Raw genomic sequence first — 24,843 nt, forward strand, 5'->3', positions numbered from 1 at the left:
GGTGTAATTTATTAGATTTATACGATTAAAAGCCTAAAGGATTATGACTACAGTTGATGATTTACTGAATTTGCTCACTTTAGAAAAAGTTACTGAAAGTGAATTTACCGGAGAAAGTAAAACCGTTGGCAGCCCCATTGTTTTTGGAGGGCAAGTGCTGGCACAAGCCGTACATGCGGCAGGTAGAACCATAACCAACGGCCGGGTGTTGCACTCTATGCACGCGTATTTTTTAGAGCCCGGTGATCTTAATCAGCGTATCACCTATAATGTAAGCAAAGTGAGGGATGGAGGCAGTTTTTCGGTACGACGGGTTACGGCGCACCAAAATGATTCCACCATATTTATTCTATCGGCGTCCTTTCACAAAGAAGAAGAAGGGTACAACCACCAAATTGATATGAAACCCGATTTAAAACAACCAGAGGAATTGTTGAGTTGGACCGATATATTGCACCAATACGGCGACTTTTTACCCAAAGGATTAAAGTCGTTTTTTGAAATTGAACGCCCAATAGATTTTAAACCTACTTTTATTCCAAACCCTATGGAGCCTAAAGATTTGCCACCGTTTTCCGATGTGTGGTTTAAGTTAAAAGGCAATGTAAATGGTTTGAATCTTTCTAAAAAACAGCAAATTTTAACCTATATTTCAGACTACAATATTTTGGTTTCGGCCTTAAATCCGCATGCCAGCAAAGCCCATTGGGGCAACACACAAACGGCCAGTTTGGATCACTCGATGTGGTATTTCCGCGATTTCGATTTTGATGACTGGCTGCTGTTCTCTATGGAATCGCCCAGTACCTCGAATGCCAGAGGCTTTGCCAGAGGAAATATTTTTACGCGAGATGGCAAATTGATAGCTTCTGTGGCACAAGAAGGACTTATGCGGCCAATTAAAAAATAACAAATCACTAAATATGTTAAAAATGGGACACAGAGGCGCCTTGGCATATGTTGCAGAAAATACCATTCCTTCCATAGAAAAGGCGTTGGGCTTTGGTGTGGATGGCGTGGAAATAGATGTTCATTTGTGCGCTTCGGGCGAGCTGGTGGTGTTTCACGATTTTACTTTAGATCGGGTAACTAACGGTACAGGAGAATTAAAAAAGCATACGCTTACTGAATTAAAGCAACTGAAGGTGAAAGATAAATACGCCATTCCTACCTTAGAAGAGGTTTTAGATCTTCTCGATAAAAAATACTTGGTGAATATTGAATTGAAAGGGCGGGGCACTGCTGCTAAAACCTGTGCGGTTATTGATGCTTATGTGAGTAAAAAAGGCTGGAAATATACCGATTTTATAGTGTCAAGTTTTCAGCACCACGAGCTGGAAGATGTGTTTAGTTTGAATAAACAAATTCCGTTGGCCGTTTTAACTAAAGCGAGTGTGGCAGAAGCTAAAGAATTTGCCGAAACTATAAATTCTAAAATAATACACCCTAATTTTGCATTGCTAACTCGCGAAAATGTGAGAAAAGCGCAAGAAGAAGGTTTTAAAGTAAATACATGGACGGTGAATGATAGCGACACCATTGCCCGAATGAAAGCTTATGGGGTAGATGGTATTATTTCCGACTTTCCAGACAGATTATGATAAAAAAAGACGTGATAATAATTGGTGGTGGTGCGGCAGGTTTTTTTGCGGCCATTAACATTGCCGAAAAACACCCTCATTTGCAAGTTGCTATTTTAGAGCGTGCTAAAGAAGGACTGGCCAAAGTAAAAGTTTCTGGTGGCGGGCGCTGTAATGTAACCCATGCCGAGTTTATTCCACAGGAATTAACAAAAAACTATCCGCGTGGTGAAAAGGAGTTGTTGGGGCCATTCCATCAATTCATGACGGGCGATACCATAGAATGGTTCGAAACACGGGGCGTAGAATTAAAAATAGAAGATGATGGCAGGATGTTTCCAGTGTCCAATTCATCGCAAACCATTATTGATTGCTTTTTAAATGAAGCCGAAAAGCACGGCGTTGAGGTGTTTTATAGTCACATCGTAAAATCAATATCTAAGCCCGACCAGTGTTTTCAAATTGAAACGTCCAAAAATATGTTTTCAGCTGAAAAAGTTGTGGTCGCCACCGGTAGCAACCCAAAAATGTGGCATTTGTTGGAAACCTTGGGGCATACTATTTCGCAACCCGTGCCGTCGTTGTTTACTTTCAATATTAAAGATGAGCGCATTTCAAGTATTCCGGGCGTGGTAGCCCCGCATGTTGAAGTTAAAGTAATGGGTACTAATTTGTGGAGCGAAGGGCCGCTACTGGTTACGCATTGGGGCTTCAGTGCACCGTCTATTTTAAAACTTTCGGCCTTTGGTGCGATTGAGTTGGCCGAGCGTGATTATCAATTCCAAATCGAAATTAATTTTATTCGTCAGTCTTTTGAAGACTGTTTGGAGCAACTTAAAAGCGCAAAACACGAGTTGGCTAAAAAAACGGTTTATAAATCTACGCAGTTCGATTTGCCTAAACGACTTTGGCATCAATTGGTTTTGGCTTCAAATATTTCTGCCGAAACCCGTTGGGCCGATTTGAACAAAGCTCAATTGGAAAACTTGGCCAAACAACTGACGGAAGCCGTTTTTAACGTTAACGGAAAAAGTACGTTTAAGGAAGAATTTGTAACGGCGGGTGGCGTAGATTTAAAAGAAATTAATTTTAAAACTTTCGAAAGTAAAAAAATAGAAAATCTCTTTTTTGCCGGCGAAGTGTTGAATATTGATGCGGTTACCGGCGGATTCAATTTTCAAAATGCCTGGACGGGGGCGTACATTGTTGCCAATAGTATAGCTTAATATGTTACACCTCCCTTAATCCCTCCTTGTTAGGAGGGAAACTGTTGCTTAAAAATAAACTGGGCTTGAGGTTCCCCTCTAAAAAGAGGGGAGTAAGGGGTGTGTTAAAAAAAGAAAAAATGAAAATCTACTACAATCCGAAACTAAAAGAATTGGCAAGGCAACTCAGGAACAATTCCACAAAATCTGAAATAAAACTTTGGACGTATTTACGGAGAAACCAAATGCATGGTTATGATTTTCATAGGCAAAAACCAATAGATGAGTACATTGTTGATTTCTTTTGTAATAAACTGCAATTGGCCATAGAATGCGATGGGTATTCGCATGAGATTTTAGAAGTTTATGAGAAGGATGTGAAGAAAACCAAGCGTTTAAATGAATTGGAAATCCATGTATTGAGATTTTCAGACTACCAAATAATGAACGATATAGATAATGTTATTAGGGCAATAGAAGACTATATTTTTAAATTTGAAGAAAATGGTTTTACACCTCCCTTAATCCCTCCTTGTTAGGAGGGAAACTGCTACTTTAAATAAATTGGGTTTGAGTTTCCCCTCTAAGAAGAGGGGAGTAAGGGGTGTGTTAAAGACGAAACAAAAATTATGACTACATACATCGCATTGTTAAGGGGCATAAACGTTGGCGGACAAAAGAAAGTGCCCATGGCCGATTTACGAGGTTTGCTATCAAAAATGGGACTTAAAAACGTTAAAACTTACATTCAAAGCGGTAATGTTGTTTTTCAATCTTCCGAGGAAGATATCCGAATATTAGAAAATGAAATCCGTTCTGCAATTTTAAAACATTTTAGTTTTGAAGTGCCTGTATTGGTAAAGGCCAGCGCCGATTTCAAGAATATTTTGAACGATTGCCCGTTTCCGGAAGCTATGAAATTAAACAGTTACTTCGTGCTGCTATTTTCAAAACCAAATGATAAAGCGGTGGAGGCGGTTAAAAGCATGACTTATCCCAACGAAACTTTTGTTATAACCGATGCCTGTGTGTATTTGCATTGTGCACAAGGTTACGGTAAAGCAAAACTGAACAACAATACTTTTGAACGCAAGCTAAACATCACATCAACCGCCAGAAATTACAAAACCATGACAAAACTATTAACTTTGGCTTCCGGTGAATGAAGAAAAGCTGTTGGGTATTGGATTTTTGTTGAAAATAATGAGCATGCGTCACCCTGAACGGGTTTCAGGGTCGCATTATTAAATAGTGATTGACAAATAAAATGAGATGCTGAATCATGTTCAGCATGACGACAACAAGATGTTAAGGCTAAAAGAGAACAATCAAGTCGGGAATTACTATTTTTGTCAAAAATTAGGAAGCTAAACCTTTATCATGACAGAGAGCCATTTTGTTCCAAAACCGTATTCAGTGAACATTGAATCCGGAACCGTTACTTGGTCGTCGCCTAGTAACATCGCTTTGGTGAAGTACTGGGGGAAAAGAAAACATCAAATTCCTGAAAACCCCTCAATCAGTTTTACTTTAAGTAACTGTAAAACCATCACAAAACTCGGTTTCACCAAAAGAGAGCTTTCGACTGGGCTCGAGATGATTGATGATTTTTCATTCGAAGTGTTTTTAGATGGAAAACAAAACGATGCTTTCAAACCTAAAATCCAAACGTTTTTCGAGCGGGTTGAAGCGTATTTACCATTTTTAAAAGCCTTTCATTTTAAAATAGAAACCGAAAATACTTTTCCGCACAGTTCGGGCATAGCCTCGTCAGCTTCAGGCATGAGTGCCTTGGCGTTGTGTTTAATGGATGTTGAAAAGGCATTGATGGAAGCAGATGGTGCTTTTAGCATGACCGAAAAATCGTTTTCAGAAGTATTTTTCAATCAAAAAGCATCCTTTTTGGCGCGATTGGGTTCAGGCAGTGCTTGCCGAAGCCTTGAAGGGCCTCTTGTGGTTTGGGGCGAACATGAAGCGGTTGAGGGCAGCAGCGATTTGTTCGGCGTTAAATACCCATATAAAGTGCACGATAATTTTAAAAATTATCAAGATACCATTCTGTTGGTCGACAAAGGCGAAAAGCAGGTGAGCAGTACGGTGGGGCACAATTTAATGCATGGGCATCCGTTTGCTCAAGAGCGTTTTAAACAAGCCGCTAATAATATTTCGGAAATAAAAACCATTTTAGAAACTGGAGACTTGGATACCTTTGTAAAATTGGTTGAAAGTGAAGCGTTGACCTTGCATGCCATGATGATGACCAGTATGCCGTATTTCATTTTGATGAAACCGAATACTTTGGAAATTATCAACAAAATCTGGGCGTACCGAAACGAAACAGGCTCGAAAGTGTGTTTTACTTTAGATGCTGGAGCCAATGTACATGTGCTTTATCCAGAAAATGAAACCGAAACAGTTTTGAAATTCATTAAAAATGAATTAGTTGCGTATTGCCAAAATGGTCACTATATTTGCGACGTTGCGGGTTTGGGGGCTGAAAACATTTCATAAACACAAGTTTTTGTTTAAAAAAATGTTATATTTGTTAAACGCAACGCCCTGAAAACCATTTAGTTTATGAAAGGACCTCTATTTTATTCGAAAATCTTACTCTTTGGGGAGTACGGAATTATTAAAGACTCTAAAGGGTTATCTATTCCTTATAGCTTCTACAACGGTGCTTTAAAAAATGATGGCAATGCTTCAGAGGCTGCGTTGAACTCTAACCAAAGTTTAAAGCGATTTGCATCTTACCTTAAAGATATTGACCAGGATTTAGTGCGTTTTGATATCGATAAACTTACTGACGATGTTAATGCCGGTATGTATTTCGATTCGTCTATTCCGCAAGGGTACGGCGTAGGGAGTAGTGGGGCTTTGGTTGCCGCTATCTATGATCAATATGCTTTCGATAAAATTACCGTTCTTGAAAACTTAACCCGCGAAAAACTGTTGAAATTAAAACAGATTTTTTCGGCGATGGAATCGTTTTTCCACGGAAAATCGTCCGGTTTAGATCCTTTAAACAGTTATTTAAGCATTCCCATACTTATCAATTCTAAAGATAATATTGAGGCCACGGGCATCCCGGCACAGCAAAGTGATGGCAAGGGCGCAGTATTTTTAATAGACAGTGGTATTATTGGTGAAACTGCGCCTATGGTAAGCTTGTTTATGGAAAATATGAAACAGGAAGGTTTTAGGAATATGCTTAAAAATCAGTTTATAAAGCATACCGATGCTTGTGTGGACGATTTTTTAAAGGGTGATATAAAATCATTGTTCAAAAACACCAAGCAGCTTTCAAAAATTGTATTGAATCATTTTAAACCAATGATTCCGCAGCAGTTTCATGAACTTTGGAAAAAAGGAATTGACACCAATGCCTACTACTTAAAGCTTTGTGGCTCTGGTGGCGGTGGCTACATTTTAGGATTTACCGAAGATTTTGAAAAGGCCAAAAAAGCACTTTCTGCACATAAACTGGAAGTGGTTTACAATTTCTAATAGATTCTTTCAAATTTAATGCGTCGTAACTAAGGCGTTGCAAGGAGTCATCTTATTTGAATTTTATGTTAAGCAGACGGCAGAAACACATTCTTCTTAAGTTTTTCAGCATGTTTTCTGTTATTCGTGGCTATAATATTTTGGTAATCGTAATTGCCCAATATTTAGCTTCCATTTATATTTTGGCGCACGATTTGCCGTTGCACGAAGTGCTTTTCGATATCAATTTATTTGTGCTGGTATTGGCTTCGGCAGCAACCATTGCGGGAGGGTACATAATCAATAATTTTTACGATTCTGAGAAGGATTTAATCAATCGCCCGATTAAAAGCCGATTGGATAGATTGGTAAGCCAAAATACCAAATTGTCGTTTTATTTCGTGCTCAATTTTTTAGCGGTGGTTATGGCGAGTTATGTGTCGTTTAAAGCCGTGGTGTTTTTTGCTATTTACATTTTTGCCATTTGGTTTTATTCGCACAAACTCAAAAAAATACCCTTTGTAGGGAATTTGGTTTCGGCCATTTTAACCATAACACCATTTTTTGCCATATTTATGTATTACAAAAATTTCGAAACCGTCATTTTTGTGCATGCCCTGTTTTTGTTTTTGCTAATTACCATGCGGGAACTCACTAAAGATTTAGAAAACATAACCGGCGATTTGGCTCAAAACTATAATACCATCCCCGTGATTTACGGCGAAAGGGTGTCGAAAATCATGTTAACCATTTTATCGGGCTTAACCTTGTTGCCAACCTATTTGCTGTTATTTCGGTATGATGTTGGCTATATGTATTGGTATTTCTATCTGAGCATTGGTCTGTTGGTGGTTTTTTTGCTAATTCTTTGGCGATCGCAAACAAAAACACATTATCTCATTCTTCATAATATTCTTAAATTTATTATTGTTGTTGGGGTGTTTTCAATTGTATTAATAAAGGTGAGTGTGGTTTTAAACCGCATTTAAAAAGCGCGTTTTTTAATATTTTCAGAAAAAACAAAACCTTAAGGATAAATACACAATCACAATATTAACTTTATCTTTGTACAAAATTTAAGAACATGAACAGACATCAAGGGGGCAAAGGAAAAGGAAAGCCATCGGGCCGAGGAAGCGGAAACAAGCGCTTTACCAGTTATGCTAGGGGAAATGCACCTATTAAAAAGTCGAACGCCAATCAAAAGAAATCGGGGAACCCTGATGAAATCCGATTGAACAAATACGTGGCTAATGCTGGTATTTGCTCGCGCCGAGAAGCCGATGTGCATATCGCAACGGGCTTAGTAACCGTAAACGGAAAAGTGGTTACCGAAATGGGCTATAAAGTTAAGCCTGGTGATGAGGTGCGTTACGATGGTTCGAGAATAAGCCCAGAGAAAAAAGCGTATGTGTTACTAAACAAACCAAAAGGTTTTGCAACCACTACGAGCGAAACCAAAGGAAGAACGGTAATGGATTTGGTGGCCAATGCTACCAATGCCAAAATAAAACCTATTGGGCGTTTGGGTAGAAATTCAAAAGGCTTGCTGTTGTTTACCAACGATGATGCGGTGACCAAAAAATTTACGAATTCTAAAAATGGCGTGGCGCGTTTATTTCATCTTGAATTGGATAAAAACCTAAAACACGATGATTTCAAAAAAATCCAAAGCGGATTCAAAATTGAAGGTGAACTGGTTGAAGTTGAGGAAATCAGTTATATCGATGGCGCCTCAAAACGTGAAGTGGGGCTTAAAATTAAAAACACAGGAAACACCATTATCCGGACCATATTTGAATATTTCAGCTATGATATTGTGAGTTTAGATTGTGTCGCTATTGGCCACTTAACCAAAAAGGATATTCCGCGTGGCCACTGGAAACATTTAAGCGAGCAAGAGGTGAATACTTTAAGAATGCTTTGATTTTCATTGGGTTATTGGTAGAGTGTTTTGAGTAAAACAACTGTAATGACCAACGGCCTTCTATTAAAACCCTAACACAACTATAACAGTATTTAACAAAGGGGTTAGGAGAAAATTTTTATTTTTGGAACAGTAATTGTAAATTCTAAGGTAAAACAATAAATGTTGCTTTAGCAAGTTACATTACTTAAGTCCCAAATACCATGAAAAATACACTACTCATACTAATTACTTTTGTTTCAGTCCAGTTTTTGGTGGCCCAACCAGAACCAGCATTTGGTGATGGCGAATGGTTTAAATTTAGGATGAGTTATAGCAATTGGCTAAAAGCAGGAAATGCCACATTGCTGGTAAAAGATTCAAAACTCAACGAAAAAGAGGTCTATCATGTAGTTGGTAAAGGTTGGACTACCGGAATGATCAAATGGTTTTTTAAGGTGAAAGACAGATATGAAACCTATTTCGACAAAGAAACCATAATGCCCTACAAGTTTATAAGGGATATCGATGAAGGAGGGTACACGAAAAATCTGGAAATTCATTTCGATCAGGCAAATAATAAAGCGCATATAAACGATAAAAAGCACAACGTGCAAAAAGTGGTTGATACCAAGCCTAATGTGCAGGATTTATTGTCGGCATTTTACTATCTGCGAAATACCATGGATACCCGAGATATAAAAGTGGGCGATGAGGCCAAGGTTGAAATGTTTTTTGATGAAGAAAGCTACGGTTTTAAGTTGATATATTTAGGCGAAGAAACCATCAATACCGATTTTGGTGAGGTAGAATCTTTAAAATTCAGGCCGTATGTAATGGCTGGTCGGGTGTTTAAGGAAGAAGAAAGTTTAACACTTTGGGTGTCTAAAGACAAAAATAAAATACCTTTACGTGTTAAGGCCGATTTAGCTGTGGGGTCACTAAGAGCCGATCTTGAAGCTTTTAAAGGTTTAAAACACCCCTTCAAGATTGTCGTTAACAATTAACTCATTTTGAGCATCAACATAAACAAAAAACTAAAAGAAAAATATGAGGCTATCGACCAAGATGTCGAGGCTCATCTTGAGGGTTTGCTGCATAGTAAGCCCATTAACTATTGGGATTATATTCAAACTGATGTACTATTGAGCCTTCAGGTGCAGCGTACCGTTTTTCCAGACGAGAAGGTGTTTATTATGTACCATCAAATCTCAGAATTGTTGTTTAAAATGATTTTGAGTGAAATTGAACAAGTCGCAAAAGCCGACCCCATAACAACAGAGGTGTTTACCGATAAAATTATGCGCATTAGTCGGTATTTTGATGTACTTACGTCATCGTTCAGTATTATGAAAGATGGAATGGACCTCGAGCAATACAATCAATTCAGAACCACTTTGATTCCGGCAAGCGGATTTCAAAGCGCACAATACCGAAAAATAGAGTTTGCATCCACCGAGCTGATTAACCTTATCGATAAACGGTTTAGGGATACCATAGACCGAAATTCGTCTTACGAGCATGCCTTCGAACATTTGTATTGGCAGGCGGCCGGCAAAGACTTCAAAACGGGCAAAAAAACCTATACATTATCGGCCTTTGAAGACCGATATAAAGAGGAATTTATTAGATTTACAAATTTTTATCAGTTTAATAATTTGTGGACCAAGTTTAAAACCCTACCCAAAGCGTCGCAAGCCAATAAAGATTTGATAAAAGCCATGCGCCATTACGATTATACCGTAAACATAAAATGGGTAATGGCACATTATAATACAGCAAATCATTATTTGAACATTGGAGGGCAAACGGCAGAAGCCACAGGAGGAAGTGAGTGGGTAAAGTACATGCATCCAAAATACCAAAAAAGAATATTTTTTCCAGATTTATGGACAGAGAACGAGAAAGACACGTGGGGAACAGATATTTAATTATGCTACTGGCGTTTGCAGCATTTTTTGTGGGCTGTAAAGACGAAGAAAAAGCGCTAGTTGAAAAACCAGAAGAAATTGTAGAAGAAGAAGTTGAAGAAATCACAGAGTTTGGTTTCAAGCTCGATGACTACATTGTTAAAAGAGATACGGTAAAGGCCGGGGAAAGCTTTGGTGAGATTTTGGAGCGAAACAATGTGGGCTATCCTAAAATTTTCCATATCGCTGAAAAAACTAAAGAGGTTTACAATATAGCTCGGTTTTTTCAAAAAGGTAAACCCTATGCGATTTTGTGTGCCAAAGACTCCATTGAAACCCCAAAAAGTTTTATTTACCAGCCTAGTTTAGAAGAATATGTAGTGATAAATTTTGCCGATTCTATCCATGCTTATGCCGATAGAAAGCCCATTAAATATGTTGAAAAAACGGTTACAGGAGTTATAAACAGTAGTATTTCGGTAACCTTGGATGAGAAAGGTGTGAGTCCGGTTTTGACTAATAAACTGGCTGATGAAATTTATGCTTGGACCATCGATTTTAGACGATTGCAACCAGGCGACCGTTTTAAGGTTATTTATACCGATAAGTATATTGACGATAGTATTTACACAGGAATACACAATGTAAAAGCAGCCTATTTTGAGCATAACAGTGAGCCCTTTTACGCCTTTAGGTTTATGACCGATAGTGTAAAAGGCATTGTCGATTATTTTAACGAAGATGCTAAAAATTTACGTCGCGCCTTTTTAAAGGCACCTGTTAAATTCAGTAGAATTTCATCACGTTATAATTTAAAACGCCGTATTGCGGTTTATGGCTTTAAGGTGCGCCCGCACAAAGGAACCGATTTTGCCGCACCCATTGGAACACCTATTATGGCTACGGCCAACGGTACGGTTACCAAATCGGAATATCGTGGGGGTAATGGCAATTACGTAAAAATACGCCATAATGCCACTTACGAAACCCAATACCTTCACATGAGAAAAAGAAAGGTGAAAGTAGGCGATTTTGTAAAACAGGGCGATGTTATTGGCTGGGTTGGCATGACGGGAAATACAGGTGGGCCACACGTGTGTTATCGTTTTTGGGTTAACGGAAAGCAAGTCGATCCATTTAAACAAAAGCTTCCTGAGGCCAAGCCTATTTCAGATAGCTTAAAAGTAAAGTATCTCGATTTTATAGCTCCAATAAAATACCAATTGGATAATCTGTATTTTAAACCACAGATAAAGGACGAAGAAAAACCAAAACAACCCATAATCACTCAAGCAAATTCATAATTATGGCATTACCAACTATCAACCCAACAACTACTGAAGCTTGGAAAAAACTACAAGCACATTTTGAAGACGTTAAAGGGCTTCACATGAAAGATTTATTCGCAAAAGATGCTAATCGAGCGGACAACTTTACCATTAAATGGGACGACTTTTATGTGGATTATTCAAAAAATAGAATTACCGATGAAACCCTAAAACTTTTGTTACGGTTGGCAGACGAAGTGAATTTGAAGTCGGCCATAGAAAGTCAGTTTTCAGGTGAGACTATAAATAAAACCGAAGGACGAGCAGTGTTACATACAGCGCTAAGAGCACCTAAAACAGCCGACTTTAAGGTAGATGGCGTTGATGTAATGCCTGAAATTTATGAAGTAAAGGAAAAGATAAAAGGCTTTACTAACGAAGTGGTAAATGGCGAAAGAAAAGGCCATACCGGAAAAGCGTTTACCGATGTGGTTAATATTGGCATTGGCGGTTCGGATTTAGGGCCAGCGATGGTGGTTGATGCCTTACAATACTATAAAAATGATTTAAATACACATTTTGTAAGTAATGTGGATGGCGACCATGTAAACGAAGTCATCAAAAAATTAAACCCCGATACCACCCTGTTCGTTATTGTTTCGAAAACGTTTACAACACAGGAAACGCTTTCAAACGCCAATACTATAAAAGATTGGTTTTTAAAGTCGGCTTCAGAAGAAGCCATTGCTAAACATTTTGTGGCCGTTTCAACCAATATTAAAAACGTTAAGGCCTTTGGTATAGACCAGAATAACATTTTCCCGATGTGGGATTGGGTTGGTGGTCGTTTTTCACTTTGGAGTGCCGTTGGTTTGAGTATTAGTTTGGCCGTAGGATTTGAAAATTTCGATAGCTTGCTTAGTGGTGCCCATAAAATGGACGAGCATTTTAAAAATGAAGATTTTTCAGAAAACATACCGGTTATATTAGCTTTGATTAGTGTTTGGTACAATAACTTTTTTAAGGCCGAAAGCGAAGCCATCATTCCATACTCGCAATATTTAAACCAGTTTGCTACATACCTACAACAAGGGATTATGGAAAGTAACGGGAAAAGCGTAGACCGAAACGGAAAGCCTATCGATTACCAAACCGGAACCATTATTTGGGGTGAGCCCGGTACCAATGCACAACATGCGTTTTTCCAATTGATACACCAAGGCACAAAATTAATCCCAGCCGATTTTATTGGTTTTGCCGAGTCGCTGCATGGCAGCCAAGACCATCAAGATAAATTGATGTCTAACTTTTTGGCACAGACCGAAGCTTTACTTAACGGAAAGACCGAACAACAGGTTATTGCCGAGAGCACGCAGTCAAATGTTATTGCGTTCAAAGTGTTTGAAGGAAATAAACCAACAAATACCGTTTTTATTGACAAATTGACTCCCGAAAGTTTAGGGAAACTAATCGCCATGTACGAACACAAAATATTTGTGCAGGGTGTTATTTGGAATATTTTTAGCTACGACCAATTTGGGGTAGAATTAGGAAAGCAATTAGCGAACAAAATTTTACAAGAATTTAACGGTAGCGCAACAAACCAGCATGATTCGTCAACTCAAAATTTGTTGAATTATTATAAGGAAAAGCGGTAATTTTCAGGTAAAAAAAACGGAAAAACCCTAAAACGGTGCGAATGTTTTAAACATTTGCACCGTTTTTTTATGTGCAAATTTAAAGTTTGTTAACAATATCATAATCTTTTTACATTGATATTGCGTATTTTTGCCCCGACTAATTTCAAATAATTAATTATGAAAAAAACTACGCATTTTTTAATGTACGCTGTAGTGTTATTGTTTTCTACAGTTTTAATGGCACAAAGTACTGTTTCAGGTACGGTTTATGAGGTTGGAACTAATATTCCACTTCCAGGTGCTAATGTTGTTGAGAAGGGAACTTCAAATGGTACAACAACAGATTTCAATGGAAAATTCACCTTACAAACTCAAGCATCGTCTGGACAGGTAGTTATTTCCTTTGTGGGTTACAGTTCATTAACCGTTAAGTTTAATGGTGATACGGATTTGGGCACTGTTAATTTATCTGCAGATAATTCTTTGGAAGAAATTGTAATTACAGCTTCTGGGGTTATCGATTTAGCCGAAGACAGAAAAACGCCTGTGGCGGTTTCTACCATAAAAGCTAACGAGATTAGAGAAAAAGCGGCTAACTGGGATCTGCCAGAACTTTTGAAATCGACACCTTCGGTTCAAAACATTAAGGCTGGAGGATTTGGAGATGGAGCCATGTTTTTACGTGGCTTCGATCAAACCAATACGGCTTTCTTACTTAACGGGCAACCCATTAATGGTATGGAAGACGGTAAAATGTACTGGTCTAACTGGAGTGGTGTTTTAGATGTTGCTAACGCGGTGCAGGTGCAAAGAGGGTTAGGTGCGTCTAAATTGGCTATTTCATCAGTTGGGGGTACGGTAAATATTGTTACTAAAACAATCGACCGAAAAGAAGGAGGCTTTTTACAACAGTTAATCGGTAACGATAACTATACCAAAACTACGGCTTACTACTCTACGGGAGTTAACGAAAAAGGCTGGTCGTTTTCTGCTATGTTGGGGCACTGGCAGGGTGATGGTTACGTAGATTTTACAGATGGGCAAGGGCAAACTTATTTCCTTTCTGTGGGGTATCAACCAAATGATAATAATATCTTAAACTTTCTGGTTACAGGGGCGCCACAATGGCATGCCGCTGCTGGAAGAGGAAGCATTGGTTCTTTCCTAGAAAATGGAAGACGTTATAACTCTTGGAATTTTTCGGGTGTAGATAGCCCAAATACTTTAAATGGAGGCAACAATGTTTACCCAGGCGGTAGAAACATTTACCATAAACCTGTAGCGAACCTAACTTGGGATTTAACTATAAACGATAAATCTAGCTTATCAACAGTACTATACGGCTCTATGGGTAGAGGAAGTTTTGCTCAAGCAAGAACTAATGATGATGGCGTTACTTACGCGAGAGGATCAAATAACAACCATAACTGGTACGGATTAGTGGCTAACTACAACAACGAGTTGTCTGAAAATTTAAACTTCAACGTTGGTGCCGATGCCCGTTTTTATAATGGAATCCATTTTAGAGATGTAAGAGAGCTTATTATGGTAGAATCGGTAAGCGCATCTTCTGGTTATAGCGGAGATTATGAGCTAACAAGAGAGGGAGGTATCAACCCATGGACGGTGTTCTTTAACCCTAATACAGACCATTCACAGAGGTTTGGTTATGATTATGAAGAGCAAATTAACTATGCCGGTGTATTTGGACAATTAGAGTATGCTAACGATAATCTTTCTGCTTTCTTTCAAGGGGCAGTATCCACGCAGTCTCATGTTAGAACCGAATTTTTAAATGTACAACAGGAGGGTGTTTCCGAAGAATCAGATAAAGTAAATAACCCTGGTTTTAATTTAAAAACCGGTTTGGCTTATACCTTGGCTGAAAATCATAAAGTATTTGCTAATGCAGGATACTATTCTCGTCAGCCATTCCACGATGTGCTTTTTAGAAATAACCGAGGAAGTAATGAGTATTTAGTTCCAGAGGTAGAGAATGAAAAAATCACTGGTTTTGAAGCAGGTTACCAATTGGGAGGTCACGCTTTTTCAGCAAACCTTAACGTTTATCACACTACATGGGACAATAGAACCCTTTTAAACGATAATGGAGAACAAGAAGAAGATTATATTGGTTTCCAAACACAAGGTGTAAAGCAAGTGCACATGGGGGTTGAATTGGAAGTGTTTACAAGACCAATTGATCAATTAAGATTGAACGGATTTGTTTCTGTTGGTGATTGGACATTTAAAGGTGATGCGAGCCAAAGGTCTTTTAATCAAGATGGAGACGAAATAGGGTCAGCTACAGCAGTTGAAATCGATGGATTTAACGTTGGTGGTGCTGCCCAGTTTACAGCTGGTGTAAATGCTGATTATGAAATTTTACCAAGATTAAGTGTGGACGGTGCATGGAACATGTATGATAATTTCTATTCTACAGGGTCATTGACAGAGCCGACTTTAGAGTTACCATCTTACGACACCGTTGATGCAGGTTTAAGTTATAAAATGCTTGTAGGAGATAATAAGCAAAACTCATTACAATTTAGAGTAAACGTTAACAACATTTTTGATGAAGTTTACTTAGAATCTGTTAATGGGAATTTAGCTGCTTCTGCTAATCCTGCAGAGAACTACAAAGGTGTTAATATTAACAACACGGGTAGATTTGGCTATGGAAGAACATGGAACGTAAGTATGCGTTTCAACTTCTAGAGTTCTGTTATAAAGACAATACGATTAAAAAAACCGCTTCAAAACGAAGCGGTTTTTTTAGCTTTTAATTGTTACATTTGTAATCACTTTAACTAAAAATATTTCTATGTACGAAGTTGTTCTATCATTACATTCCTATTGGGCTTATTTAGTATTACTAGTTTTAGTAATCGCCACGTTTAACGCCATTATCAAAACCTTTGGAGACAAGGAATACGAAGCCAACGATTTTAGAAAGTCGTTGTTCACTTTAATTGTTTCACATATTCAATTGTTAATAGGTTTGGTGCTCTATTTTGTGTCGCCACGTTTGCAATTATTCAGTGAATTGGGCATGAGCGGCGTAATGAAAGATGCTGTTAACCGTTTGTATTTGGTAGAGCATCCATTTATAAATATTGTAGCCGTTGCGCTGATAACTATTGGCTATTCTAAGCATAAAAAGAAATTGACTTCAAAAGCGAAATTAAAAACCATTGCTATTTTTTACAGTATAGCCTTGGTGTTCTTACTATCAAGAATTCCTTGGAGTGCTTGGTTAGGCTAGAATACTTTTAATAATATATGTAAAAAGACCTGATAGGATTTAAAAACTTATCAGGTCTTTTTTATTGCTCCTTTATCAGAAACACATAAACCGGAAAATGGTCGCTAAAACCATTACTAAAACCGCTATCGCTCCAACTTCTAAAGGGGTAGCCCTTGTATGGGCCATCATTCTGAATTAAATAAATTTTGTTGAAAATGCTGGCTTTATATAGTCTCAAGGTCGAGTAGTCTTTTTCCAGAAAGGGTTTAGTCAACATAATTTGGTCGAACAAGCTCCAGTTGTCGCGGTACGCGGTAGTGCCCAATCCGTTTTTATAAAAATCCATATACGGATTGTAAATGCCTTTAAAACCCACTTTACTAGGTTTGTTTTTCGCTTTTAAAACGCTTTTTATGCTTTTGTTGTTGGGGTTGTCGTTCAAATCGCCCATGGTTAAAATTTTAGCATAAGGGTCTATCACTTGTAGCGAATCGATTATATATTTGTTCAGTTTTGCTGCAGCTAAACGTTTGTGCTCACTTTTAGCCTCACCACCTCGACGCGACGGCCAGTGGTTTACAATAATGTGAATTGGTTCGCCCTCCAATAAACCACTTACCAAAAGTTGGTCGCGGGTATAGTCTCTTTTTTGGGTATCGTTGTCGTAAAGTTTCAGTTCATGTGTGCTGGTATGGGTAGGGCTAAAGGCTTTTTTTTGGAACAATAAAGCGACATCAATTCCACGGATATCGGGCGAGTCAAAATGGATGATGCCGTAATCGTTGCCAACCAAAAGGGAGTCGTTTACCAAATCCTCTAAAACCGTTTTGTTTTCAACCTCGCAAACCCCAATAATACTGGGCGCATTCCCGGTAACATCGCGGCCAATATCAGCCAAAACCCGAGCCATATTCTTAATTTTTTGTTCGTAGGCCTGTTGTTTGTTCGTTTTCAACTCCATCATGGGGCTGTATTCGTCAAACTTTTTTGGGTCGTTAATGGTATCGAACAAATTTTCAAGATTATAAAAAGCTACCGTATGTATTTTATACTTTTTTTCCTGTGCACCGATATTGGTGAAAAAACCAATAAACGTCACTAAAAGGCTGATTTTTATTAATCTAAATCGAGTGTTTTTCATAATGTTTTTGAAAACAAATCTTAAGCCAAATTTACATGTTTATTATAAATGTTGTAAATTTCTTCACAAAGTGTTTCTTTTTTCATCTTATTTGCCTGGATTTTATAATGAATAGAACATTACTTTTTTTCCTGTTTAGCCTGTTCTCAATCCCTGTTTTTTCACAGCAAACTATAATTAAAGGTAGTGTTAAAGATGCACTTTCATATGAGGCGATTGAAGATGTTACCGTTTCCATTGAAGACACTGGAGAGTTTGTGCTCACTGATGTTCTTGGAGAATTCGAGTTTAAGGGAAATGTGCCCCTAGGCGAGCAGATGTTGCGCATTTCCAAAACAGGCTACCTTACCAACCGTTACCCCATTGTGGTAAATGAAGGCGAAACCGTGAACATTTCCGATATGATTTTAGAGCGCAATACCGCCTATGCCGCCGATTTGTTTACCATAACATTGTCGGACGATGAACTGAATGACGATACCAGCGGGGCCGATAACATTTCGGGGCTTTTGGCCTCCTCGCTCGATGTGTTTCAACGCACCGCTGCCTTCGAGTTTAGTTCGTCATTTTTCAGAATGCGCGGTCTCGATTCGAACAACGGTACACTGCTTATCAACGGCATTGAAATGAACAAAACCTACAACGGCCGTCCGCAATGGAGTAATTGGGGCGGTATAAACGATGTACTCCGCAATCAGGAATTGGCATTGGGGCTTATGCCTTCAAGCTATAACTTTGGCGGTGTTTTGGGGGCGACAAACATCAATGTTCGGGCATCGCAGGCACGACCGGGCGGGCGAATCACTTATTCATCTTCCAATCGTAGTTATACCAACAGGCTTATGGCTACCTATGCTTCGGGCCTGTTGAAAAACAATTGGGCATACACAGTATCGTTGGGCAGGCGTTGGGGCAACGAAGGCTATCAGGATGGCACGCTGTATAGTGCCAATTCTTTTTTCGCTTCCGCGGAAAAGAAAATCAACGATAATCACAGTTTGAACTTCACGGCCATTTACACTCCAAACCGACGCGGAAAATCGTCGCCCAACACCCAAGAAGTTTACGATTTAAAAAGTATAAAATACAATGAATATTGGGGCTGGCAGAATGGTGAAAAACGGAATTCGCGAATAAAGGAAATCAACGAGCCCATCGTGATGTTAAATCATTATTGGAGGTTGAATGCAAAAACGAATTTGAATACCAATGTGGCCTATCAATTCGGAAAAATGGGCAATAGCCGACTGGATTACAACGGCACCGATTTAGTGGATGGTTTTCCGCAGGGTGGCGGTGCCAGTCCAAGTCCCATTTACTATCAAAAATTGCCCAGTTATTTTGAACGGAATTTCCCCGACGATTTGCAGTTTGCCTACGGTGCGTTGAAGGCGTTTCAAAATAACGGGCAAATTGATTGGAGCAGCATGTACCAAGCGAACATCACTAACAGCCAAAACGGCGGAAACGCCATTTATGCGTTGTACGAAGACCGTGTGGACGATACCCAACTTACTATAAATTCTATTTTAACTAAAGACATAAACGACCACATTATTTTCAATGCTGGAGTGAATTATAAAAACTTGAAATCTGAAAATTTCGCTGAGGTTTTAGATTTGTTGGGGGCTTCAACATATCTCGATATAGACGGTTTTGCCACCGATATCGATGCCGCCCAAAACGATTTATTAAACCCAAACCGATTGGTTTCCGAAGGCGAAAAATTCAAATACCATTACAACATTTTCGCTAACGAAATTAATGCCTTTGCCCAAGCGCAATTCACTTATAAAAAATTTGATTTTTATAGTGCGTTAAGTTTAAAAAATACGCAGTATCAACGCGAAGGTCTTTACCAAAATGGCGGTTTCCCTGATAGTTCCTTTGGAAAAGGGGACAAACAAAATTTTACAGGGTTTGGTGCAAAAGGCGGATTTACGTATAAACTTTCGGGAAAGCATGTGTTCAATGTCAATACCGGGTATTTGTCGCGACCGCCATCCATTCAAAATACCTTTTCAAATTCCCGTGAAAACCATAACGTAGTACCCAATATTTCCGAAGAAAAAATCATTTCGTTTGATGGCAGTTACATCTTTCGTTCGCCCATTGTAAAAGCTAAACTAACGGGGTATTTCACCAAAATAACCGATGCCAATGAAATATCCTTCTATTTTGCCGATGGCATTGGTGGCGATAATGCCGTGTTTGTGCAAGAGATTTTGCAGGGCATCGAAAAAGAACATTTCGGCTCGGAATTGGGTGTTGAAGCTCAAGTCACTTCAACCATAAAGCTTAAAGGTGCGGCAGCCATTGGGCAATTCACTTATGCGAACAACCCGAATTTATACCTGTCCACCGAGCCTGACGACGAAGCTCTCGAAGCTGGTTTTGTGGATGGCTTTAAAGATTTTGGAACATCGAACTTAAAGAATTACCGACTCGCTTCCGGGCCGCAAAATGCCTATTCGGTGGGCTTTGAGTACCGCGACCCCGATTATTGGTGGTTTGGGGCTACCGCTAATTTTTTCAGCAATACCTTTATTGATGTGAGTCCGTTAACGCGCTCATCTAATTTCAATACCGATTTTGATGGCAATGCATTTAACGATTACGACGAAGCATTAGCAAAGGAACTACTGAAACAAGAGCGTTTTGATGATTATATGGTGATGAATTTGGTGGGCGGCAAATCGTGGAAAATCGGGCAATATTATGTAGGCCTTTTTGCCAGTGTGAACAATCTTTTGGATGAAATTTATAAAACAGGTGGTTTTGAGCAAGGCAGAAACGCCAATTACCGTGAGTTGCGCGACGATAAAGCCTTGGCTACTCCCGTTTTCGGACCCAAATATTGGTATGGTCGCGGCACGACCTATTTTTTGAATTTGAACTTTAGGTTTTAGGTCGATAATCGACATTTGAAAAAAAGGAACTTGAAAATATGATATGAATATTAATTATAGTAGAGCCGTCATTCCGAACTTGTTTCGGAATCTCATAATTTTAATATTCATGTTCAAGTGAGAACCTGAAACGAGTTCAGGTTGACGAAAATTAAAACTATTATGAGCTTTTGATACTCAAAAAGACAATACAATGACAAAAATAAAATCAATTTTAGAGCTATTTGCAATTTTACTGCTTTTGGCATCCTGTGTTCAGGACGACGATTTTGGTTTGCCCGATATTTCAATTACTGAACCCGAAATTCCGCAAACGCAAATCACCACGTTTAAGGCTATAAAATCACTGTACGAGCAGGCGGTGAACAACGGCAATAGTTTGGCCGTTATCGATGACGAAACCGATTTGTATATTGAAGGCTATGTGGTATCGTCTGATAAAGCGGGGAACTTTTTTGAAGAACTCATCATTCAAAATAAAACCGATGGGAGCAGTCCCGATAACGATCCACGATTGGGATTTCGGGTAAGTATCAATGTGAGTAGCCTGTCGGATACCTATCAATTCGGGCAAAAAATATATGTAAAACTAAACGGATTGGCCATTGGTGGGGAAAATGGCGTGATAACCATAGGTAAGGAAGATGGGGTTAATGTGTCGCAAATTCAGGCAGCCGAGTATAAAAACATCATTTTAAGAAGTAACGATATTGCTGAAATTATCCCAAAAACGGTTGGGTTGGCCCATTTGAGCAGTTCCGATTTAAACACCCTAATCCAATTGGATAATATGCAACTCAATCGGTTTGAAATGGGAGCCACTTTTGCAAGTGAATCGTTCGATGAATTTGATGGTTTCCGGCTGTTGGAAAGTTGCGAATCGGGCATTTCCATTAGGATGCAAACCAGCACCTTTGCCGATTTTAAGTCTTTAATTGTGCCGCAAGGTAAAGGAAGCGTTGCCGGAATTTTTAGCCGCGATTTTGGTGATGATTTTAATGTGCTCATTTTAAACAGTTCGGCCGATATTTATTTTGAAACCACTGATCGTTGCGACCCTATGGAATTAAGCTGCGGCATCGCTTCCACTTTAGGAGCGAACAATTTGTTTTATGAAGATTTTGAGCCGCAACGCAACAACCGTCCCATAGAAATTGAGGGTTGGACCAACTATATTGAAGCGGGGACTGAAGCCTGGGAGGCGTATTCATCAACTTCGTCTAACGCTTCTTTGGGGCGATCGGCGCGGTTTCAATCGGCCAGTTCGGGTGATGTGAGCAATATCGGTTGGCTCATTACCCCGCCTATTGATTTAGATGCCCACCAAGGAGTAACCGTTCGGTTTAAAACCTCAAACAGTTTGGCCGATAGCAGTTATATGGAAGTGCTCTATTCGCAAGATTGGGATGGCAACGAAGCCACAATAACATTGGCCACTTGGGGAGTACTGGCAGATGCTTATGTGGTGAAAGATACCGATAGTTTTGCCGAATGGTTCAATTCCGGAACGGTAGATTTATCCTGCGCCTCAGGACCCATTTACATCGCCTTTAAATACACGGGCAGCGGACAAGATAGTTTTGATGGTGTTTACGAACTTGACGAAATTAGTGTAGATTATGTAGAATGAGTTCTTAAAAGAATATATTTGCCAAAAAAAGAGATGACCACTTTCGACGCGCTGTTCTACCACGTTTTTCAGCATTATAAAAACAGAAAAAGTAAAAAGGCCAATAGTATTGCCGTGTTTTATATTACCTTTTTGCAATGCAGTTTACTGTTGGTTTTGGGTGTGTTTTTTGCTGGGTTTTTTAAGAGTATGCACGTCGATACCATGTCGGCCGGAAAAGTGTGGACACTTTTTGCCTTGGCCGTAGTTTTCATTCATTTTAAAAATTGGATGAAGTACGGTGGACGAAAACGAAAAGTACTCAATGCCAAAATGCTGAAAAACAAAAAACTGAATTACAGCATTTGGCTACTGTGGTTATTGCCTTTAGGTATTTTAGGTTTGGCTTTTGTGTTGTTGCAAGCGGTTTGATTTCTGGTGTCATTCCAAGCGAAGCGTGGGAATCTGTTGAAATTTAGTTCTAAATCATGATATTGGTCGCTGAGCTATTGTTCCGTTAGAATAGAATTTTGATAAGACCCCGAAACGAGTTCGGGGTGACATAAAAGTCACTTCCTAAAAATCGCATACACTGGAAAATGGTCGCTATATCCGCCTTTGTACTTTGGCCCAACGTAAGTTCTAAACGGTTTGCCTTTGTGCCTTCCTTTATTCAGTTTTAAAAAATCGGTATCGAAAATTTCGGCTTTATCAAAGCTCAAGGTATTTGGGGTAGCTTCAAAAAAGTTGGTGGTAAACATAATCTGGTCGAACAAATTCCATTTAAAATTGTGGGTGGTAGTGCCTCTGGAATAGGTGTGCAAAATGTCCATGGGGTTGTACAGTTGGCCATGGTTCACAAGGTGCGCAATGCTGTTGCAGGATGGGTCGTCATTAAAGTCGCCAATAATAACAATTTTAGCATCCTCATCAACTGCTTTTAGTTGGTCCATGATTTCTACCACTTTTTTAGCTGCAGCAATGCGTTTAAATTCGGTTTCTTTGGCACCTTCACGTCTGGAGGACCAATGGTTCACAATCACATGGGTTTTTTCATTATCCAGCAGTCCAGAAACCAGCAAAATATCGCGGGTATAATCGGGTTGTCCGTCCTCATCGAGCAATGGCACGCTAAACGTTTCAGAATGCATCACCTTAAAAGCATCAACATCATAAATCAGGGCTGTGTCAATACCTCGTTCGTCGGGCGAATTATAGTGCACATAGCTGTAGTTGTACTCAACTAAATGTTTGGCATTAAGCAAATCTTCAACTACCTTGGCATTTTCCACTTCGGCCAAGCCCACAATGGCCGGAGGTTTTCCGGTTTCTTTTCTGCCGATATTGGCAATGGCAAAGCTCAGTTTCCGTAGTTTGTTTTCGTAACGTTTGGGCGTCCATTTTCGTCTGGTATTGGGTAAAAAAGCCTCGTCGTTAATCAGGTGGTCGTCGGTAACGTCAAAGAGATTTTCCAGGTTGTAAAACGCAATGGTCTGTAAATCGTTCCGGATGGGAGTGTCTGTTGTATGCTCAATCATTCACCAAAAATAGACTTTAAGATATAAAAAAGAAAATGCAGTTATTTATGTAACTTTGCGTACATTACAGAAAAGAGATTTATGGGTTTAGAAAAGGCAGTTTTAATAGGAATTGTTACTAAAGATCAAGACGAAGAAAAATTAAAGGAGTATCTGGACGAGCTGGAGTTTTTAACCTTTACGGCCGGTGGTGATGCCATTAAGCGGTTTACGCAAAAAATGGACATGCCCAACCCGAAAACTTTCATTGGGACGGGAAAAATGGAGGAAGTTCGTCAGTTTATAAAGGACAACGATATCGATACCGCTATTTTTGATGATGAACTTTCGGCGGCACAAGAGCGTAATATCAGTAAAATTCTGAATGTAAAAGTATTGGATAGAACGAATTTGATTCTCGATATTTTTGCCCAACGTGCCCAAACTAGTTATGCCCGTACGCAAGTGGAATTGGCACAATGCGAATATTTGCTGCCCCGACTGCGTGGTATGTGGACGCACTTGGAACGTCAAAAAGGGGGTATTGGAATGCGCGGTCCCGGTGAAACCGAAATAGAAACCGATAGACGTATTGTGCGCGACAAAATAGCCTTGTTGAAAAAGCGTATTGAAACCATCGATAAACAAATGGCCGTGCAACGTGGTAACCGCGGAAAAATGGTGCGTGTGGCTTTGGTGGGTTACACCAACGTAGGAAAATCGACCTTGATGAACGTGATTAGCAAAAGCGAGGTGTTTGCTGAAAACAAACTGTTCGCAACGCTCGATACTACCGTGCGCAAAGTGGTGATTCAAAACCTGCCCTTTTTGTTGAGCGACACGGTAGGGTTTATTAGAAAGCTGCCCACACAATTGGTTGAGAGTTTTAAAAGTACCTTGGATGAGGTGCGCGAGGCTGATTTGCTATTGCACGTGGTAGATATTTCGCATGCTAATTTTGAGGAACATATCGATTCGGTAAACAAAATTTTGGGTGAAATAGATAGTAGCGATAAGCCCACTATTATGGTGTTCAATAAAATTGATGCCTATGAACCCGAACCTATCGATGAAGATGATTTGGAAACCGAACGCAATGAAAAACACTACACGCTTGCCGAGTGGAAAAAAACCTGGATGAACAAGGTAGGAAACAATGCTTTGTTTATTTCGGCGTTAAATAAACAGAACTTGGAAGATTTCAAAAAGCGGGTGTACGATGAGGTTAGGGAAATCCACGTGACGCGTTTTCCTTACAACCACTTTTTGTATCCCGATTACGAGGAGGAAAGTTAGACTTGGAAAGAAGTTTTGTAATTATGTCCTTTCTGGTTATTCAATGAAGTAGTGCCTATGTCACCTTAAGCTGAGTCGAAAGGTTATTAAATAATGTTGTTTTTATAGGTTTCGATTTTAGTTTATCTT

General features: G+C 39.2%; 21 protein-coding genes. 19 read left to right on the forward strand and 2 right to left on the reverse strand.

Annotation, left to right across the window (positions count from 1 at the left end; all coding sequences use genetic code 11):
* Window positions 1–43: 43 nt before the first annotated feature.
* From HC176_RS07130 to HC176_RS07200, 15 genes are all read left to right on the forward strand, one after another.
* The gene (locus tag HC176_RS07130) at window positions 44–910 is read left to right on the forward strand and encodes an acyl-CoA thioesterase (protein WP_167917506.1); all 867 of its coding nucleotides are present in this window, start codon (window positions 44–46) and stop codon (window positions 908–910) included.
* 22 nt (window positions 911–932) lie between these two features.
* The gene (locus HC176_RS07135; RefSeq protein WP_342448673.1) at window positions 933–1,601 is read left to right on the forward strand and encodes a glycerophosphodiester phosphodiesterase; all 669 of its coding nucleotides are present in this window, start codon (window positions 933–935) and stop codon (window positions 1,599–1,601) included.
* Complete coding sequence (locus tag HC176_RS07140) at window positions 1,598–2,806, forward strand: BaiN/RdsA family NAD(P)/FAD-dependent oxidoreductase (protein ID WP_167917508.1); 1,209 nt, start codon at window positions 1,598–1,600, stop codon at window positions 2,804–2,806. The genes HC176_RS07135 and HC176_RS07140 overlap by 4 nt, the downstream gene beginning before the upstream one ends.
* Before the next feature lie 119 nt (window positions 2,807–2,925).
* A complete protein-coding gene (locus tag HC176_RS07145) occupies window positions 2,926–3,324 on the forward strand; it encodes an endonuclease domain-containing protein (protein WP_167917509.1) in 399 nt (132 codons plus the stop codon).
* 90 nt (window positions 3,325–3,414) lie between these two features.
* Window positions 3,415–3,951 carry a DUF1697 domain-containing protein gene (locus HC176_RS07150; protein WP_167917510.1) on the forward strand — a complete coding sequence of 179 codons (537 nt, stop codon included), beginning with the start codon at window positions 3,415–3,417 and terminating at the stop codon, window positions 3,949–3,951.
* 214 nt (window positions 3,952–4,165) lie between these two features.
* Window positions 4,166–5,296 (forward strand): diphosphomevalonate decarboxylase, encoded by a 1,131-nt coding sequence (locus tag HC176_RS07155; RefSeq protein ID WP_167917511.1) that lies wholly within the window; start codon window positions 4,166–4,168, stop codon window positions 5,294–5,296.
* Window positions 5,297–5,362: 66 nt separating this feature from the next.
* Entirely contained in the window at window positions 5,363–6,292 is a 930-nt protein-coding gene (locus HC176_RS07160; RefSeq protein WP_167917512.1) for a mevalonate kinase family protein, read from the forward strand.
* Between the two features lie 65 nt (window positions 6,293–6,357).
* Window positions 6,358–7,260 (forward strand): geranylgeranylglycerol-phosphate geranylgeranyltransferase, encoded by a 903-nt coding sequence (locus tag HC176_RS07165; protein ID WP_167917513.1) that lies wholly within the window; start codon window positions 6,358–6,360, stop codon window positions 7,258–7,260.
* Between the two features lie 95 nt (window positions 7,261–7,355).
* Window positions 7,356–8,198 (forward strand): pseudouridine synthase, encoded by an 843-nt coding sequence (locus tag HC176_RS07170; protein WP_167917514.1) that lies wholly within the window; start codon window positions 7,356–7,358, stop codon window positions 8,196–8,198.
* A 203-nt stretch (window positions 8,199–8,401) separates the two neighbouring features.
* On the forward strand, window positions 8,402–9,184 hold the full coding sequence (locus tag HC176_RS07175) for a DUF3108 domain-containing protein (protein WP_167917515.1): 783 nt from the start codon (window positions 8,402–8,404) through the stop codon (window positions 9,182–9,184).
* Window positions 9,185–9,190: 6 nt separating this feature from the next.
* Window positions 9,191–10,108 (forward strand): tryptophan 2,3-dioxygenase family protein, encoded by a 918-nt coding sequence (locus HC176_RS07180; RefSeq protein WP_167917516.1) that lies wholly within the window; start codon window positions 9,191–9,193, stop codon window positions 10,106–10,108.
* Window positions 10,066–11,391 (forward strand): peptidoglycan DD-metalloendopeptidase family protein, encoded by a 1,326-nt coding sequence (locus HC176_RS07185; RefSeq protein ID WP_167917517.1) that lies wholly within the window; start codon window positions 10,066–10,068, stop codon window positions 11,389–11,391. The genes HC176_RS07180 and HC176_RS07185 overlap by 43 nt, the downstream gene beginning before the upstream one ends.
* 2 nt (window positions 11,392–11,393) lie before the next feature.
* Window positions 11,394–13,013, forward strand: coding sequence for a glucose-6-phosphate isomerase (gene pgi / locus HC176_RS07190; RefSeq protein WP_167917518.1), 1,620 nt, complete (start codon window positions 11,394–11,396; stop codon window positions 13,011–13,013).
* A gap of 159 nt (window positions 13,014–13,172) precedes the next feature.
* Window positions 13,173–15,713, forward strand: a complete 2,541-nt coding sequence (locus HC176_RS07195) for a TonB-dependent receptor (protein WP_167917519.1) — start codon at window positions 13,173–13,175, stop codon at window positions 15,711–15,713.
* Window positions 15,714–15,819: 106 nt separating this feature from the next.
* Complete coding sequence (locus tag HC176_RS07200) at window positions 15,820–16,260, forward strand: hypothetical protein (protein WP_167917520.1); 441 nt, start codon at window positions 15,820–15,822, stop codon at window positions 16,258–16,260.
* A gap of 61 nt (window positions 16,261–16,321) precedes the next feature.
* Here HC176_RS07200 and HC176_RS07205 read toward each other — a convergent pair whose 3' ends face one another.
* Window positions 16,322–17,383 carry an endonuclease/exonuclease/phosphatase family protein gene (locus tag HC176_RS07205; RefSeq protein ID WP_167917521.1) on the reverse strand — a complete coding sequence of 354 codons (1,062 nt, stop codon included), beginning with the start codon at window positions 17,381–17,383 and terminating at the stop codon, window positions 16,322–16,324.
* Window positions 17,384–17,490: 107 nt separating this feature from the next.
* Between HC176_RS07205 and HC176_RS07210 the strand changes: the two genes are divergently transcribed.
* From HC176_RS07210 to HC176_RS07220, 3 genes are all read left to right on the forward strand, one after another.
* A complete protein-coding gene (locus HC176_RS07210; protein ID WP_167917522.1) occupies window positions 17,491–20,292 on the forward strand; it encodes a carboxypeptidase regulatory-like domain-containing protein in 2,802 nt (933 codons plus the stop codon).
* A gap of 193 nt (window positions 20,293–20,485) precedes the next feature.
* Complete coding sequence (locus HC176_RS07215; protein ID WP_167917523.1) at window positions 20,486–21,922, forward strand: DUF5689 domain-containing protein; 1,437 nt, start codon at window positions 20,486–20,488, stop codon at window positions 21,920–21,922.
* A gap of 18 nt (window positions 21,923–21,940) precedes the next feature.
* Window positions 21,941–22,333, forward strand: a complete 393-nt coding sequence (locus tag HC176_RS07220) for a hypothetical protein (protein ID WP_245234859.1) — start codon at window positions 21,941–21,943, stop codon at window positions 22,331–22,333.
* Window positions 22,334–22,470: 137 nt separating this feature from the next.
* Here HC176_RS07220 and HC176_RS07225 read toward each other — a convergent pair whose 3' ends face one another.
* Window positions 22,471–23,439: an endonuclease/exonuclease/phosphatase family protein gene (locus HC176_RS07225; protein WP_167917524.1), complete on the reverse strand. Its 969-nt coding sequence runs from the start codon at window positions 23,437–23,439 to the stop codon at window positions 22,471–22,473.
* A gap of 81 nt (window positions 23,440–23,520) precedes the next feature.
* Here HC176_RS07225 and hflX point away from each other — a divergent pair, with 81 nt between their 5' ends.
* Window positions 23,521–24,714 carry a GTPase HflX gene (hflX, locus tag HC176_RS07230; RefSeq protein ID WP_167917525.1) on the forward strand — a complete coding sequence of 398 codons (1,194 nt, stop codon included), beginning with the start codon at window positions 23,521–23,523 and terminating at the stop codon, window positions 24,712–24,714.
* Window positions 24,715–24,843 lie beyond the last annotated feature (129 nt).

Source organism: Tamlana crocina (assembly GCF_012037625.1).